Raw genomic sequence first — 16,877 nt, 5'->3', positions numbered from 1 at the left:
AATTAGTTACCCGTTACAACATGTAACGGGCTAAACTTTTATGATTTGTTATTGTCATACTTGCAAACAAAACAATAACACAACATGAAAAAGATAATTTTAACTGCTGCCATTTTAGTAAGCAGTTTAACTGTAAAAATAGCCAGCGCTCAAATAAGCTTAAGTATTAACATTGGCAGTCAGCCTGAATGGGGTCCTGTAGGTTATGATCATGTGGATTACTACTACCTGCCGGATATTGATTCTTATTACGATATCAACGCTCATCAATATGTATATTTTGATAACAATGCCTGGGTACACGGTGCAATGTTGCCTCCACGCTTTGGAAACTATGACGTTTATCACAGTTACAAAGTAGTGGTTAATGAACGTAACCCTTGGGTTAGAAACGATGTTTACAAACGTAAATATGCTTCATACCGCGGCCGTCACGATCAAGTTGTAATTCGCGATAGCCATGACGAAAAATACCGCAATCATTACGTTGAACGTAAAACCGTACGCAGGGTTGATGTAGTAAAACATGATAACCGCGGCCATGGTCACGATGACCATGATCACGGCCGTGGCCACCGCGACTAAGTTTTTGTATTGTTATAATTTTGATTGTTTTTATGAAGGACTGTCCCCCAAAAAGGACAGTCCTTTTTGGCTTAAAATCCCTGCTATTTCGCTATGAGGGGTATTGACTTCCTTCGGCACAAAACTTGCCCACATATGTCACATTTAGGTTAACTTTTATAGTTTGTTTACTTAGGTTTAGCTATAAACAAACATTATATTCGTTACTTAGTTAACCGATTTATTGTTAAACGATTTAAATCAAATTACACTTATGAAATATCGAATATCCATTTTGGCGCTGCTCGTAGTAGCAGTATTAGGCCAAAGCTGTGTTAGCAGCAAAAAGTACAAAGAATTGGATGCTAATTACACTCAATTGCAAAACAGCACCAAAGACCTAAGCATTAAATACCAAACCAGCGAACAGGCACTTGCCGTGGCGCGCAGCCGCAACAAAAGCCTTGAAGAGCAAATTGATCAGCAAAAAGCAAACGTAACCGCTTTGCAGGACGCCTTGAACAAGTGTTTAAATTCAAGCAGCCAGGGCAATGTCAACATCTCAAAACTGGTTGATGAGATCAATAGCTCAAACCGCTATATTCAACAATTAGTTAATGCTAAAAACAAAAGCGACTCGCTTAATATGGTGTTAACCAACAACCTTACCCGCTCATTAACCCCTCAGGAAACTCAGGATGTTGATGTTAAAGTGTTAAAAGGTGTTGTTTACATCTCTCTGTCTGATAATATGCTGTACAAATCTGGCAGCTATGAAGTATCTGACAAAGCAGGTGCTACTTTAAGCAAAATAGCCAAAATTATCATGGACTACAGCACTTATGATGTGCTGATTGAAGGTAACACCGATAACGTGCCTATCTCACAGAAAAACATCCGTAATAACTGGGATTTAAGTGCTTTACGTGCCTCATCTGTAGTGCAGGCATTGCAGACTACTTACCAGGTTGATCCTAAACGTTTAACTGCCGGCGGCCGTGGTGAATACAACCCGATTGCCGATAATTCAACCCCAAGTGGTAAAGCCCAAAACAGGCGTACACAGATCATCATTACACCAAAACTTGATCAGTTCATGGACCTGATTGGTAAAGCACCGGCAGATCAGCCAGCTGCACCTAAACAATAATTTGATTAACCATCATATTCAGGCCACCTCTCTTCAGAGGTGGCTTTTTTTGTGCTGTTATTATTGTCTGTTTTTACATACAATCTGCAAAAGCTATTTTCTTGTCGCATGGGAACGGCACAATGATTTATCCAATCTTTTATTTCTAATTGCCGATCATAAAATACAGGTTTTTTAATTACCAGCGCCCTTCATTTAATTAATACAACAACAACCTGTAGTAACTAAATTATACCTACCTAAATTCAGTTCATTACACTAAGGCAGTGATGATAGTGGCATTTATTTTGAATAAATAGCGCAACAGGTATTGAAACAAGTTAAACCATGGGCTTTAACCATAGTCATACCTACATAACTTATTACACACATCATGAAAAAGATTATTTTATCGGCTGCTATATTATTAAGCTGCTTCACTGCGAAGATGGCTTCGGCACAGGTTAGTATTGGGTTAGGTATTAATATAGGCAGTCAGCCAGATTGGGGTCCGGTAGGTTACGATCACGTTGATTATTACTACATGCCAGATATCGATGCTTATTACGACGTACCAACTCACAATTATGTTTATTTTGAAAACAATGTGTGGGTACACCATAGATATTTACCGGTAAGATACCGGAATTATAACGTTTACAATGGCTACAAGGTTGTAGTTAACGAACGCAATCCATGGATCCGAAACGCTTACTACAGGGATCATTATGCCGGCTATCGCGGTCGTCATGACCAGGTTATTATCCGCAACAGCCGCGATGTAAGATACGCCAATCACTGGCGCGGAGGAGATCGTGGATGGCGTGGCGATAACGGCTGGCACGGTGGCAACCCAAACAGGGGAGGCTGGCATGGAGGTGGTGACCGCGGCGATCACGGTCATGGTGGCGAACACGGCCATGGTGAAGGTCACGGCGGAGGTCATGGACACCATTAATATACAATATATAAGTAAAGGACAGGCTTCCCCAAAAAGGAGGCCTGTTTGTTTTTTAACAGGTATTTACAATCAAATAGTAACGTTTAGCCGGTAACAGGCGTCCTGCTTTTGCTTATGTTTGTATTTTATCAAAGTAACCACTGATGTACACGCTTTCGGAAGAAAACTATTTAAAAGCTATTTATCGACTTGCTTCGCAGGGAAAAGATTTTAAAATAACACCTACCGCCATAGCCGATGCACTCAGCAATAACCCGGCATCGGTAGTGGATATGATCCGTAAGCTTACCGAAAAGCAACTTATTGAATACGATAAAAAGAAGGGCGTAAGGCTAACACCGCAGGGCTTAAAAGACGCTGTATTGATTGTGCGCAGGCACCGCCTCTGGGAAGTTTTTTTGCTGGAAAAATTGGGCTACCATTGGGATGAGATCCATGATATAGCCGAAGAACTGGAGCACATTAACGATGCCACCCTGGCCGATAGGTTAGAGAAATTCCTTGGTTTCCCCGAATACGACCCCCACGGCGATCCTATCCCCAAAGCCAATGGCAAAGTACCCAAATCATATTCTGTAACCTTATCTGAGCTTAAACCCGGCTCCCAAAGCAAGGTTGCCGCCGTACGTGATACCAGCAGCTCGTTTCTGCAATACCTGCAAAAACTGAATATCGGCATCGGCACAAAAATTCAGCTGATAGAAAAAATCCCCTATGATAACTCGCTGGTCATAAAAATTGAAGACCGGGAGGACACTACAGTTTCCCAAAAGTTTGGGGAGAATATATTAGTGGATTAATTGAGGTGAAAGGTGAAAGGTGAAAGGTTTTGCTTCGCAAAACGATAATGAAGCTACCTTTCACCTTTATCCTTTCGCCTTTTACCTCAATTAGGGTTTCCCTGTTACTCTTGATGATTCGGCAAGCTCTCCATCTACGTCTACGTCAAAGTAGAGACGATAGATCTCCCACTCGTTTTTAGGTTTGTAAAACATAAAGGTGATGCGCGCAGGTTGACTTTCGTGTTTAAGCAGGTAACTGTACAATACCAGGCTGTTTGAGGCTTTACGCTGCATGATGAGGTCTTTGCCAAGGTATTTGCCTATAACACTCCTCATAGAGTCTATTTTAACAATAAGCCCGGTTAGCCGGGTAGAATCCATCAGTTTATTGGTTTTAAAAATATCAATTACAGCGCGGGCTGTGCTTTGCTTATCGTATTCTTTAAAAAACTTATCAATATGAGTTTGTACCCCAGCAACAGCGGCCACGGGTGCCGCTGTAGTAGCGGCGGCAGGCTGAGCTTGAGCGGCGGCATTTCCCGCAATAATCAGGGCCGATACTATGAAAAATAACGGTTTAAATGCTTTAAAGTAGGTGTATTGCATGTTCAAAAAAGTTAATTTTTAAAAGTAGGTATTTTTACAAAAATATTTTTGGCGGCAACGTAAAATTTTAGTCAGGCAACACCATAGCGGCCTTTTCAAATTCAAGAAAAAAATAATCCTCCTTTAGTTTTTTATCAAGCACGGCTTTATCATTACTGAATGATGGGGCGCCCGATTCAAAATGCCATTTACCAAGATAAGTAAGTGTATTATTCTCAACTTTAAAAACAATCCGGTGAAGGTCTTCCATTTTGACAAGGCCACTGTCTATCTTATTTTTTACGTTAACCTCAAAATCAATTCCTCTAAAAACCGGTCTTGTATTATCCTCCGTTCCATACCATTTGGCTTTTGAATAGTAAAAGTTTACCACTTCATAAGTGCCTGGTTTTATAAAGAAACAGAATGGGTTCTCTTTTCTTGTTCTGGTTGCCGGTTTTACCTCAAATGAAAATAGCTCATTGGTTTCCAGGTTTCTGATCCTGATCCTTTGGTCGTAACCATTTTGCCAAAAGGTAAGGCGTTGAATAAAACTACCATAAATAATGGCCTGGTTTTCTTTTAAAATAGTACCGGCATCCACGTATTCTAATGGGGTTATTTTTTGCCCATAAGCCCACAAGCCTGTAAAAAGAAAAACACAGGCAATAAAATACTTCATATTGATAAGGCTGTTAAAGTTAGGTTTAGGGAATAGGTTAACGCTTTTTCAGAAATTCGGTCCTGAGTACTATGCTCATGCCGTCAACCTTGCAATCAACCTCTTCATCATTATCTGTAAGGCGTATCTTTTTAACAAGTGTACCTTGCTTAAGCGTAACACCTCCACCTTTTACTTTCAGGCTTTTTATTAGCGTAACCGAGTCGCCATCTTTCAGGATGTTACCGTTACTGTCTTTTACTATGAGTTCGTCCATTATTTTAGGGGGAATAGAAAAAAGAAAGAGCCCGATATTTTCATAGCGGGCTCAATTGATATTTTATTTAATAAAACGATTACTTGGTAACGTACATTACTTGTTTAACCGCTTTGATCACCCTTTCAGGGTTTGGCAGGTACTCCTGGATCAAAGTTGGAGCGTAAGGAAGCGGAACGTCGCCACCGGTAATACGCAGGATAGGAGCGTCAAGATAATCGAAAGCGTCTTTTTGTACCTTGAAAGCAACCTCGGTAGCAATTGAACCTAAAGGCCAGCTTTCTTCAATAATTACCAAACGGTTTGTTTTCTTAACAGATTCAATAACTGTAGCGTAATCAATAGGGCGTACAGTACGCAGGTCGATCACTTCGGCGTGGATACCTTCTTTTTCAAGTTCGGCAGCAGCAGCAACAACCACTTTCATGATCTTGCCAAAGCCAACTAAAGTAACATCGGTACCTTCTTTAACAACTTTTGCTTTACCCAGTGGGATATAGTATGTTTCTTCAGGAACTTCACCTTTATCGCCATACATTAATTCCGACTCCATGAAAATAACAGGATCCGGATCAAGGATAGCTGATTTTAATAAGCCTTTTGCATCATAAGGATTTGATGGAACAACCACTTTCAAGCCAGGGCAGTTAGCATACCAGTTTTCAAAACACTGACTGTGCTGTGAGCTAAGCATACCAGCGTTACCGGTAGGGCCGCGGAAAACGATTGGCACTGAGAACTGGCCACCGCTCATTGACATCATCTTGGCAGCGCCGTTGATGATCTGGTCGATAGCTACCAGCGAGAAGTTGAAAGTCATGAACTCGATGATAGGGCGTAAGCCGTTCATTGCCGAGCCGATGCCGATACCGGCAAAACCCAATTCAGAGATAGGCGTATCTATAACACGTTTTGCACCAAACTCGTCCAGCATTCCCTGGCTTACTTTGTATGCACCGTTATATTCGGCAACCTCTTCACCCATCAGGTATATATTCTCGTCGCTGCGCATTTCTTCGACCATAGCCTCTCTTAGCGCTTCTCTGAATTGTATTTCTCTCATTATCGTAAAATGATGTTTTTTTGCGAACGCAAATATAAACACTAATGTGTTAAATGCAATTAACCGTGGTATTGGTTTGATTTTTAATACATATATTTTACATTTTAAATCTCCAAAAACCTAATAGTGTCCATTTCATTCAAAAATTAACAATGGCTTATTCTAAAAATGGCAATCAAATAACGTTTTCCAACGGCAACAGCGTCGATTTTGAATATCCGGTCGACGAGATTTTTGAAATTGATGACATTTTAGTAGTTATATTGAGAATACCCAGCAATGTTCGTGATCGTCGTAATGTTTTTGCATTTAGCAGAACCGGCGATTTTTTATGGCAGATAAATGATGTGCCGCTATATCACAACGGCGATTTCTGCCCCTTCGTTGGAGCACTTATCAATAAGGAAAACGAATTTGTACTATTTAACTGGTGCGACACCGCTGTCATTATAGACCCACAAACCGGCGATGTAATGAGAAGATACCAAACAAAGTAACTTTGCTTAGATTTTGATCCGGATATTGATCTTATCAAGCAAACCGGTAAGCCATACCATTACAAACGCAAATACGATACATTTGATGAGCCCTCCGGTACCCTGGCTTAAGTATTCGGGGTAACCAATCCTGCTCATTTCATATATGGGATAAAACAAGAAAGGGACTATATAACAGGTAAATGTGTTGGTGCCCGCAGGCTCAATCACCTTAAACCAATTGTATTTATTTTTAACATCAACCAGGAAAATAAAGAAAGCATATACCACCAAACTTATACCGGTACAAATGAGCACCCATGATGGGGTATCGCGTTCTTTGGAAATACCGCCACTGAAATAGCGCACGATAAAGCCCAGGTTAAACAGGATAATGGCTATCAGGATCATGGCCACCCAAAGCATCTTCATTTCGTTATTGGCTTTGAGGCGCATGTACAATACCGAAATAAATACCCCTGCCATGGTGAAGGATTGCATGGCACCATTGCCGGCTATCCAGATATAGCCCTGCAGCCTGTCGATAAAATCAAGAAAACCGAAATGAACATCCAAATTAAAGAACATGAAGAACATCCATGCAGCCAACTGAATCCATAAGTGTCCCTCCGAATAATAGTAAATAAGGGCGCAAAGCATGTACGACCAGCCTATCAAACCTAATATGCCCCACCATGTAAAATGCAACCAGACATGCCCGGGGTCGCTGGTACGATAAAGGGCGGCCATACCGGCCAGTAACAATATGCCGAAGCCCTGCAATAAATAGCGCCTTCTTGGTGGCGTATCCTTGCTGTAATCTAAAAAGATAAAGAAAAAGCTGAATGTTACCAGGCTTTCCCAAACGGGCTTGGGCAGCAGGGTAGTGGCCTCGTTGTAGGTTTCCATATTGGCATGGAAAAACCCTATAAAAATGAGCGCGAACGAGCGGCTTACGATCCGCGACAGCAGCTTGAAATTATCGCCCTGCTTTAACCTGTTTTGAAAAGCAAACGGGATTGAAAGGCCTACGATAAACAAAAACGCGGGGAAAATAGTATCGGCCAAACCCAGCGCATCAACATTTGAGCCCGCGTGTTTTAGCCAGTTTGGGGTATTCGGAATGCCATCCAGGTCATTCACAAATATCATCAGAAACATTGTTACAGCACGGAAAGCATCAATTGAACGTATACGACTCAGAAAATTACTCATTCAGTCATGTAAATGCGCATAGCGCCGTAAATGTTTTAATTTAACGGCAATTAAATTGAAACATTACTATTACATACCTTTTTTTAGTCCCTGTCGCGGCTCAGCTTGCTAAATAAAAGTGGGTTTTCGTTAAGCTCCAGGCCCTCCCTGCGGTTTTTTACGATATGAATAGCAGTAAATAAAGCCTCGCGGAACGAGATCTCAGAAGCCTGATTTTTACCGGCAATATCATATGCGGTACCATGATCTGGCGAAGTGCGCACAAAGTTTAAACCGGCGGTAAAATTAACGCCCGATTCAAAGGCGATCTGCTTGAAAGGGATCAGGCCCTGGTCGTGATACATGGCCAGCACGGCATCAAACTGCAGGTAAGTACCATTGGCAAAAAAGCCATCGGCCGAGTATGGGCCAAATGCCAGGATATTATTTGAGCGGGCTTCTTCAATAGCCGGTATAATGATATCTTTTTCTTCGCTGCCTATCAGCCCATTATCGCCCGCATGTGGGTTAAGGCCCAATACCGCGATTTTTGGCTTGCGGATCCAGAAATCGGTTTGCAGGCTGTTGTTCATCAGCTTCAGCTTGGCCAGGATTTTTTCGGCTGTAATGCTTTCGGCAATTTTTGATACCGGGATATGGCCGGTAACCACGCCAACTCGTAAAGTATCGCTCACCAAAAACATCAGCGATTCGGCAGCGCCATCATATTGCTGCAAATATTCGGTATGTCCCGGAAACTGGAATTTTTCGTTCTGGATATTATCCTTGTTGATAGGTGCCGTCACCAGGGCGTCGATATAACCTTCTTTCAGGTCGTACACGGCACGCTCCAGCGATTTAAAGGCATATTTGCCACCTGCTTCGGTAACCTGGCCCAACTCTATTTTTACATCTTCTTCCCAGCAGTTGATCATGTTGGGCTTGCGAAAATGAGTTTGCGACGGATCATTGATCACTAAAAAATTAAGCTCATTAACCTGGGTTGCACGACGGTGAAATGAAGCCACTTTGGTATGCCCGTAAACAATAGGCGTACAATACTCATAAATTTTATTATCGGCCAAAGTTTTAATAATTATCTCTAAACCGATACCGTTCACATCGCCAATGCTGATCCCAATTTTTAATTTATCGCTCATTCTCTGTACTGATTCCACTGATAAGTTTTGATTTCACCCATTTATTGAGGCGATTCTATGAACTTTAACAGTGATGATTATTAATGATTTATAAAAGCTTAATGTTTAAAGCAAACCTTTTACCCTTAACCTTTGGCCTTTAACCTATCTTTGCACCTGCAAATAAAAGATTTTAAGCTTACAGTTCCTGATAAAAGCACAAATATGATTTAATTTGCTCAAATATTTGATTAATAATGACATTGGTAAGGGCAAAAAAACATTTAGGGCAACATTTTCTTACTGATAAAAACATAGCAGCAAAGATAGTTGACAGCCTGAAACCCGAGAGGCGTTTCGGTCATGTGCTTGAGGTAGGGCCGGGGATGGGTGTGCTGTCTGATTTCCTGCTGCAAAAAACCGAATACGAAACATCGCTCATTGATATCGATACCGAATCGTACGATTTCCTGAAAAAGAAATATCCGCAACTGGGCAACAGGCTCATCAATGCCGATTTCCTGGAACTTGATTTTAAAAGCATTTTCCCCGAAAGCTTTGCCATTATCGGTAACTTTCCCTATAATATCTCATCGCAGATCCTGTTTAAAGTACTTGACAACCGCCAGCAGGTGGTAGAAGTAGTGGGCATGTTTCAGAAAGAAGTTGCGGAACGCTGCGCGGCTAAAGCGGGCAGCAAGGAGTACGGTATCCTGAGCGTATTCTTACAGGCTTATTATAAAGTAGAATATTTGTTTACCGTAAAAGCGGGCGTGTTCAACCCACCGCCAAAAGTACTTTCGGCAGTGATCAGGCTTACGCGCAACGAAAAGCAAACCCTTGACTGTGATGAGAAGTTGTTTTGGCAAATTGTAAAAGCCGGCTTTAACCAGCGTCGCAAAACCTTGCGCAACGCCATCTCATCACTTATTAATAAAGAGAAATTAACCGACGAACCAATGCTCGAACTACGGGCTGAAAGGTTAAGCGTAGCAGATTTTGTAGCGCTTACCAACAAGGTATCGGCAACAAGGTAATTTTTTATATCTCTTTCTGCAAGGACGCATAATCGCCTCTTTACAAAATTCATCATCCGTAGATCTCTTTCAAATAAAAGAAAATGTCATTTCGATAGAGCTGCGGGCGGGAGAACGAGCGCCGGGGCGAAAGAGAAATCTTATACGCCATGCAGAATGCCCCTACACGGCGTATAAGATTTCTCCTCACCAGCCCCGCACGCCCCCAATCGGGTTCGTTCGAAATGACATGCGGTTGATTGATAATCATTAACAGGACAGCACTCCACATTATAGGCTATTTCCACCTCCCGCCTGACCAATAGCTCGAAGCTTTCTACCAACTCCCCAAAATTCCCGACCAACTCCCAAAACTTCGACCAATTGTGCCTTTTTAGCGTTTGCAGAGCACTTTCAGGGCTTTGTCTATTTATATCCATGGCTGGTATAACTCTTTTTAGCAGTCAAAATATATGTTGTTCATTTGATCATTGAAAACAACAACACAACATATTTAAAAACATTAAAACCTTAACGCCATGAAAACCTCAATAAAATTATCAGCCTTATTTGTATTATTAACTGCAGGAGTATTTGCTACCAAAGTAGCCAAAGCCGACGAAGGCAATGCCGATGTTAATCCTAAAGCAAAAGAAGTAGTAAGCTTTAAAGCCCTTGATCATGATCGCGGTTTAAAAATAAACTTTGCAAAATCTGAAAACGGAAAATCAGTTGTAAAGGTTTACAATAAAGACAATGAACTTTTATTGAAAGACATTGTGCCCAGCAAAACCGATGTGAGCAAAGGCTACGTGTTAAACGGTTTGGCCGATGGTGAATATACCATGGAGATCTACAGCAATAACCAGGTGGTTAAAAAATCAATCCACGTTTACCAGGATGGCGATCAAAAATCATTTTACATCGCTCAATAATAAAAATCACTAACTCAATATATAACAAATGCCCGGTTGATTGAACCGGGCATTTATTTTTTTATTAAAAGCTCAACTGCTACTGCAACTAAAACCTGCTACTAATTAAGTGAACCGGGCCTTTATTTTTTTTAAACAGCTCCGCTGCTACTGCAACTAAAACCTGCTACTAATTAAAATCAGTGTTTATTTCCAAACCCAAACTCCCTATAGGTATTCGGGGTATCGTCAGTATTGCTGAACGCGAAAGTGAAGGTAGCGGTCCAGTTTTCGTAATCGGCTTTTTTGTCCTGTGCCGGTTCAACGTGGGTTGAGCTGATCATATAAACCCCTTCGCGGCTTAGTTTAAAAAACACCAGGCCGTTATTATCACTTAAAAGCTTTTGCGGTATAATAGTACCATTCAGCGTACGTACGTATTGAATTACCGCGGCATCCTTCATCGGCTTGCCTTTAAACAGAATCTGTGCGGTAACATCATCTCCGTATGCCGACTTATAGGGATTCTGCTGTATCACAATCTCGTAATCTTCGCCCAGCGGTTTATCAAAGTCTTTTCCATTGGCCTTATCAACAGAGATCAGCGTTTTGGAGGATTGGTGATACCTTTCAACAAAGTATTGCTGACTGCTGGCACGGGCTTCTTCGGCCATTTTATCAAGGCCTTCGCTTTCAAGCGCCCTTATAAATTTATTCCTTTCCGATTCTGTTTCATCCTCCCTCACCAGTTCAAAAAGCGCAAGACCCGAGTTCTGAAGCTCATAGGTAAGTAAACTACTGTCGGCAGGATTGCTGCTTTTTGAAAGGTCTGTTTTTTTAGAGCCCTCATACAGCATAAACTTAGTTGCCTTTGCTTTAGCGTAAATAAATTCATTTTCAGGCTTAAACTCATTACCGCTCAGTAAATGCAGGTTCAGCTTATCGCCTTTATGCACGTAAAAATTATGTGGCAATAAGAAAAAATCCTGTGAGCTGGCCGCGAAACCGATCAGCAACAGTAACACCAAGAGTAAAATCCCCGTACGTTTCATAGTTTTTTGATAGTATCATCAAACATACAAAGTTTTAAAAACTTCAGTAGTTTTACGTTATGATTTTTGACAGGAAAAACCTCGATAATGATACTTTGCTGGCATTTTACAAAAAATTGCTATTCCCACGCATGGTTGAAGAAAAGATGCTGATCCTGCTGAGGCAGGGGCGCATTGGCAAATGGTTTTCGGGCATTGGCCAGGAAGCCATAGCAGTTGGCAGCGCCCTGGCCATGAATCCAGACGAATATATTTTGCCCATGCACCGCAACCTGGGTGTTTTTACATCCCGGGGTATTCCCTTATCAAGGTTAATGGCACAATGGCAGGGCAAACCTTCGGGCTTTACCAAGGGGCGCGACCGCTCTTTCCATTTCGGTACCCAGGAGTATAAGATCATCGGGATGATATCGCACCTTGGCCCGCAGCTTGCCCTGGCCGATGGAATTGCCCTGGCCGATGTATTATCGGGCAAAAAAAAATCGACACTTGTTTTTACCGGGGAAGGAGCTACCAGCGAAGGCGACTTTCATGAAGCCCTTAACATAGCTTCCGTTTGGAAATTACCGGTAATATTTTTAATCGAAAATAATGGCTACGCCCTTTCTACCCCAACCAACGAGCAATATAATTGCCGCGAACTGATTGATAAAGCCATAGGTTACGGCATGGAAGGTCGCCGGATTGATGGCAATAACCTGCTTGAGGTTTATAATACCATCACCACACTTAATAAAGCCATTCGTGAAAACCCACGCCCCATCTTGCTGGAATGCATGACCTTCAGGATGCGTGGCCACGAGGAGGCATCAGGTACCAAATACGTCCCCAATAATTTATTTGAATGGTGGGCAGGAAAAGATCCGGTTGCAAACTTTGAAAAGTACCTGCTTACCGAAGGGGTTTTGCTTAAAGATATGATCCCGGCTATCCGCAAGGAGTTCGCCGCCATCATCGAAACCGAAATTGAAAAAGTTTACGCCGAGGCAGATATTATACCTGATATTGCCACAGAAGTACAGGACATGTACAAGCCCTACAGCTTCCCGGCTGCAAAACCACAACCTGCAGCAGTTACTAACAAGCGCTATATAGATGCCATTAGCGACGGGCTTAAACAAGCTATGCGCAAACACCCTAATCTCGTAATCATGGGGCAGGATATTGCCGAATACGGCGGCGCTTTTAAAATTACCCAGGGCTTTGTGGAAGAGTTTGGCAAAGCCCGCATACGCAATACGCCCATCTGCGAATCGGCAATTGTAGGTGCAGGCATGGGGCTTGCCATTAATGGTTACAAAGCCGTGGTCGAAATGCAGTTTGCAGATTTTGTCACGTGTGGCTTTAACCAGGTTGTTAATAACCTGGCCAAAACGCATTACCGATGGGGGCAGGGCGTTGATGTGGTGATCCGGATGCCGACGGGCGCGGGCACCGGTGCAGGCCCCTTCCACTCGCAAAGTAACGAAGCCTGGTTTACCAAAACCCCCGGTTTAAAAGTGGTTTACCCGGCCACCCCAGCAGATGCCAAAGGCCTGCTGCTTGCCGCTATCGATGACCCCAATCCTGTAATTTATTTCGAACACAAATATCTTTACCGAAGCATTAGTGCCGATGTACCCGATAATGAGGTAATGATTGAGATTGGCAAAGCCAATGTCATTAAACAAGGCGAAAAGGCCAGCATTATTACATTTGGCCTCGGTGTACACTGGGCTTTAGAGTATGCAGATAAACATCCGGATCAATCCATCGAGATTATCGACCTCCGCAGCCTGCAACCCTGGGACCAGGAAGCAGTTGAAGCGAGCGTTAAAAAAACAGGCAGAGCGTTGATCTTACATGAAGATACCCTTACCAGTGGTTTCGGTGCTGAAATTGCAGCTCACATTGCCGAGCATTGTTTTAAATACCTCGACGCCCCGGTAATCCGTTGCGGCAGTCTGGATACTGCCATCCCCATGAATAAAGCTTTGGAAGATCAGTTTATGGCAAAGGCAAGGCTGGAGCAGACTATGGAGAGGTTGTTGGCTTATTAAAATAAACGGAATATTAAAAAAGCATCATTGCGAGGCACGAAGCAATCCCCGATTTGCAGGGCCGTCCTGTATAGTTTGGGATTGCTTTGTGCCTCGCAATGACATGATGAAGCGCTTTTCTATCAATTACTTAAAACCCAATTCGCTTCTTCATTCGCCGCTAACGTAATTACAGCATCCGGGCTTTCTATTCTCAACTTACCAGCCAATTTCAATTGCTTCCCTTTAAATACCGATGATAGATCCACAGCAAAACGCCTTGGCTTGTTGGACAGGTTCTTTAGCTTAAACCCTTTTGCAGTAATTGTATAACGAATATTGTATAGCGGATTTGTAAATTCAATTGTGCCATATCCGTTAACCTTGGGCTTAATGCTTAAATCGGCATTTAAGGTGTGCTGAATTCCTAAATAATTATCTATCAAAATGGATGTATAAACGCAGGGATATTCATAATACATATCTGCACCGTGCCAGTCTTTATTGTCAACGTAGTAAACATGGTTCATATCGTACCTTTCGCCCATGTAATAAGAATCTTTAACAGCCTCGGCAGCAACGGTTTTAAGTTGATTATACAGCATCTCGTTGTTGTTAAGCCATTTCCAGTATGAAGCATCCCACCACCAGTAACGTCCGGCGGCGCAAAGATCATAGGGGCCGCCATCGCCTATTTCATTTTTGTCATAGGCTGCTACATCTGCCGAGATAAAACTCGGGAACCGTTGAAATTCGGCCAGGTTTGAGTTAACCAGCTTGGCAACCGCCTGGGTTTGAGCTTCTGTCGTATAACCAAACATGGCAGGCAAAATATTGGCCAGTAAGTGAATGTGATTGTGTTTTACGCCGCTTCTGTCTACCCAATCCACAAACCGTTGTTCCTGCTCATCCCAAAAACCCTGTGGTAATGGCTGAACCAATTGATGGGCTATCTTTTTTGAAAATCCAGCATAGTAATCTGATTTATTTCCCCGGTTCAAAATGCTTTCCATTTGTGCCAGCAATTGAAAAGTATAAGCTGCCAACGCGCCCGACATTGTTTCCCGGCCATCTTTCATTACCTGGTCTTCATAATATACGTCAGACCATACACGCCCATACTGATCTGTGTTTGCAATAGTAAGCGCGGCGGCCTTTTCAAGGTTTTCGATGTTTTTACTGAGCCATGCAGAATCTTTGGTGGCTTCAAAATAATGGAATGCCTCTTCCTGAATTTCCATATTGCCGGTTAATAAAAACATATTGGCATTTACCTTATTATTTTGACTGTTCCTGCGGATATGATATTCGCGTTCGCCACTGGGCTGTACAGAACATGGATCTCTAAACAAACCTTCTGGGTCATCCTGCATCAATTTAAACTGAAGTTCCATCATGCGCCTTACTACGTCAATATCAAGATCAGAGGCAAAAGCCAGCCGCCCCTTTATCTGAAATTCGTGATCAACATCCGGGTATGAACCGGCATAAGCCTTAGGATTTAAGGTGCTGATAACATACCCACTTGAATAAGGATAATTTTTGGCCTTAGTTTTTTCAATTACCGATTGCAACATGGTTCCCCAGTAAAAACCGGCCAGGGTGTTTGCAAAAGCATCGCCGCCTTGTATGTTGAGGGCATAACGGTTATTAAAACAATCGCTATGCGGGCGGGCTTCGGCGGTATACAACTCAAATTTTTTGGAGTATACATTTACCTTTAACCGGTCGTTTTCAGAAACGGCCGTAACCGAGTCGCTTCCTGATAATTTGATCAAATATGAGTTGTCCTTGGAAAGCGCGTTCTGCGGCAGGATCCACAAATTTGTATTTGCGCTGATTTTACCAGAGGCGTCATTTAAAGGCAGAACGTACCATTTATTATCTTCCCGGCTCACGCCAACGCAAGTATGAGTTTGAAAAGTTAATTCAACCGGATGATTGCTATCTGAAGCAGATACTACCGAAAATTCCTTAGCGGTTTTGACCCGGGCATTTTTATCATTTAACAGAATACCCGAGGGCTTAATTTGAGCCTGACTTACAAAGCCATTTAACAAAAGGAACGCGATTAAAAGTTTTCTCATATGATTATAAATTGGGGGAGCATCTTAAAATTTGCACGTCATTTTAGACTCGCCAAATAATGCACAATCAGATAATGTCAGCTTTACAGTTATTTTACTGGTTAAAAAATAAGGCATAAGTACGCAACTTATTGCCTTTCTATTTCAGGTTTATTTGGTAACGAATATAAATGTTTATCTCTGTAAAGCAGCTTTTTGGGAAAGATTATGACAGCACCTATAGTTAAATGCTTTTACGCCGCATTAGAGATAAACTTCACCAAACTCCTTTTAGCCACAGGCAACAGCGTTTGCTCAAGTGGGAAAGTAATATCACTGTGTACATAATAAACAGCCGGGTTGGGTATAAATTTATTACGGTTAATGAGGTGCAATTTGATACTTTCGGGAGTATTGGCTATGCTTTGCTCATAGGTATCAACAAAAGATATATTGATGCCGCGGTATTTATCGTCCTTGCCCTCAAAAATAGTAATCTGGTATTCATATATCCGGTTGGTACTTTCCTTGCCGTTACGCAGCGAGAAATAGCCATGGTAAGGCATTAAAGGGATAATACCCACAGGATCGATATTAACATGCCTTTCAACAAAATCATAAATATCCCTGCCGGTTTTTATAGCCGGATCTATTTTGCCGAGAGCATAGGTAATGATATGCTCTATCTCCTGCATGCTCTGATCATCGGTGATGATCTTTTGATAGGTAAGCTTTACGGCATCAATATCGGCCTGGGATAAGCGTTGCGGAAAAGCCTGCTGTAACAGTGATTTATTCGTTTTGAAATCGATGAGGTTATTATAGTGGAAAATCAGGTCGGCCAGGTTAGGGTATAAGCGGCTGTTATCGAAATGGCTGTTAATTTCCTGCAGATAGCTTAACAGGATATATTTTTTGTATTCAAAATCAATATGACCTTCAATAAACCAATTTGCACCTAACTGTCTCATTTTTCCGCC

At 42.1% G+C, this 16,877-nt stretch carries 17 protein-coding genes; 8 read left to right on the top strand and 9 right to left on the bottom strand.

The features are described 5' to 3' along the window. The first annotated feature begins 84 nt into the window (after positions 1–84). The 4 genes from DEO27_RS26315 (at position 85) to DEO27_RS26300 (ending at position 3,454) form a co-directional block, all read left to right on the top strand. Positions 85–585 carry a hypothetical protein gene (locus DEO27_RS26315; protein ID WP_112574625.1) on the top strand — a complete coding sequence of 167 codons (501 nt, stop codon included), beginning with the start codon at positions 85–87 and terminating at the stop codon, positions 583–585. A gap of 253 nt (positions 586–838) precedes the next feature. Then, positions 839–1,714, top strand: coding sequence for a flagellar motor protein MotB (locus DEO27_RS26310; RefSeq protein ID WP_112574626.1), 876 nt, complete (start codon positions 839–841; stop codon positions 1,712–1,714). 373 nt (positions 1,715–2,087) lie between these two features. Then, entirely contained in the window at positions 2,088–2,651 is a 564-nt protein-coding gene (locus DEO27_RS26305; RefSeq protein ID WP_112574627.1) for a hypothetical protein, read from the top strand. Positions 2,652–2,797: 146 nt separating this feature from the next. After that, positions 2,798–3,454 carry a metal-dependent transcriptional regulator gene (locus DEO27_RS26300; protein ID WP_112574628.1) on the top strand — a complete coding sequence of 219 codons (657 nt, stop codon included), beginning with the start codon at positions 2,798–2,800 and terminating at the stop codon, positions 3,452–3,454. Positions 3,455–3,544: 90 nt separating this feature from the next. Here the strand turns inward: DEO27_RS26300 and DEO27_RS26295 are convergent, their stop codons facing one another. The 4 genes from DEO27_RS26295 to DEO27_RS26280 all read right to left on the bottom strand — a co-directional run bounded on the left by DEO27_RS26295 (position 3,545) and on the right by DEO27_RS26280 (position 6,022). Then, positions 3,545–4,042 (bottom strand): hypothetical protein, encoded by a 498-nt coding sequence (locus DEO27_RS26295; RefSeq protein WP_112574629.1) that lies wholly within the window; start codon positions 4,040–4,042, stop codon positions 3,545–3,547. Positions 4,043–4,109: 67 nt separating this feature from the next. Beyond that, positions 4,110–4,703, bottom strand: a complete 594-nt coding sequence (locus tag DEO27_RS26290; protein WP_112574630.1) for a hypothetical protein — start codon at positions 4,701–4,703, stop codon at positions 4,110–4,112. 37 nt (positions 4,704–4,740) lie between these two features. After that, positions 4,741–4,959, bottom strand: a complete 219-nt coding sequence (locus tag DEO27_RS26285) for a zinc ribbon domain-containing protein YjdM (RefSeq protein ID WP_112574631.1) — start codon at positions 4,957–4,959, stop codon at positions 4,741–4,743. A gap of 79 nt (positions 4,960–5,038) precedes the next feature. Beyond that, positions 5,039–6,022 (bottom strand): pyruvate dehydrogenase complex E1 component subunit beta, encoded by a 984-nt coding sequence (locus tag DEO27_RS26280; RefSeq protein ID WP_112574632.1) that lies wholly within the window; start codon positions 6,020–6,022, stop codon positions 5,039–5,041. Positions 6,023–6,174: 152 nt separating this feature from the next. On the opposite strand from DEO27_RS26280, the gene DEO27_RS26275 reads away from it, so the two are divergent. Continuing rightward, on the top strand, positions 6,175–6,519 hold the full coding sequence (locus tag DEO27_RS26275) for a hypothetical protein (protein ID WP_112574633.1): 345 nt from the start codon (positions 6,175–6,177) through the stop codon (positions 6,517–6,519). A 6-nt stretch (positions 6,520–6,525) separates the two neighbouring features. Here the strand turns inward: DEO27_RS26275 and DEO27_RS26270 are convergent, their stop codons facing one another. Both DEO27_RS26270 and pdxA read right to left on the bottom strand, forming a co-directional pair. Beyond that, the gene (locus tag DEO27_RS26270; protein WP_112574634.1) at positions 6,526–7,713 is read right to left on the bottom strand and encodes a DUF5009 domain-containing protein; all 1,188 of its coding nucleotides are present in this window, start codon (positions 7,711–7,713) and stop codon (positions 6,526–6,528) included. Between the two features lie 83 nt (positions 7,714–7,796). Further along, positions 7,797–8,852, bottom strand: a complete 1,056-nt coding sequence (pdxA, locus tag DEO27_RS26265) for a 4-hydroxythreonine-4-phosphate dehydrogenase PdxA (protein WP_112574635.1) — start codon at positions 8,850–8,852, stop codon at positions 7,797–7,799. A 236-nt stretch (positions 8,853–9,088) separates the two neighbouring features. Here pdxA and rsmA point away from each other — a divergent pair, with 236 nt between their 5' ends. Both rsmA and DEO27_RS26255 read left to right on the top strand, forming a co-directional pair. Then, positions 9,089–9,868 (top strand): 16S rRNA (adenine(1518)-N(6)/adenine(1519)-N(6))-dimethyltransferase RsmA, encoded by a 780-nt coding sequence (gene rsmA, locus DEO27_RS26260; RefSeq protein ID WP_112574636.1) that lies wholly within the window; start codon positions 9,089–9,091, stop codon positions 9,866–9,868. Positions 9,869–10,386: 518 nt separating this feature from the next. Beyond that, complete coding sequence (locus DEO27_RS26255; protein ID WP_112574638.1) at positions 10,387–10,782, top strand: hypothetical protein; 396 nt, start codon at positions 10,387–10,389, stop codon at positions 10,780–10,782. 179 nt (positions 10,783–10,961) lie between these two features. On the opposite strand, the gene DEO27_RS26250 is transcribed toward DEO27_RS26255, so the two are convergent. Continuing rightward, complete coding sequence (locus DEO27_RS26250; protein ID WP_112574639.1) at positions 10,962–11,813, bottom strand: DUF4198 domain-containing protein; 852 nt, start codon at positions 11,811–11,813, stop codon at positions 10,962–10,964. 59 nt (positions 11,814–11,872) lie between these two features. Between DEO27_RS26250 and DEO27_RS26245 the strand changes: the two genes are divergently transcribed. Then, positions 11,873–13,852, top strand: coding sequence for a thiamine pyrophosphate-dependent enzyme (locus tag DEO27_RS26245; RefSeq protein ID WP_112574640.1), 1,980 nt, complete (start codon positions 11,873–11,875; stop codon positions 13,850–13,852). A 122-nt stretch (positions 13,853–13,974) separates the two neighbouring features. Here DEO27_RS26245 and DEO27_RS26240 read toward each other — a convergent pair whose 3' ends face one another. Together DEO27_RS26240 and DEO27_RS26235 are read right to left on the bottom strand one after the other, a co-directional pair. After that, a complete protein-coding gene (locus tag DEO27_RS26240; RefSeq protein WP_112574641.1) occupies positions 13,975–15,918 on the bottom strand; it encodes a hypothetical protein in 1,944 nt (647 codons plus the stop codon). 233 nt (positions 15,919–16,151) lie between these two features. Then, complete coding sequence (locus DEO27_RS26235; RefSeq protein ID WP_112574642.1) at positions 16,152–16,868, bottom strand: hypothetical protein; 717 nt, start codon at positions 16,866–16,868, stop codon at positions 16,152–16,154. Positions 16,869–16,877: the final 9 nt, after the last annotated feature.

The organism is Mucilaginibacter rubeus, assembly GCF_003286415.2.
GTDB lineage: Bacteria > Bacteroidota > Bacteroidia > Sphingobacteriales > Sphingobacteriaceae > Mucilaginibacter > Mucilaginibacter rubeus_A.
Note: the sequence above shows the minus strand (reverse complement) of the source record. Positions and strands in the feature narration are given on the sequence as shown.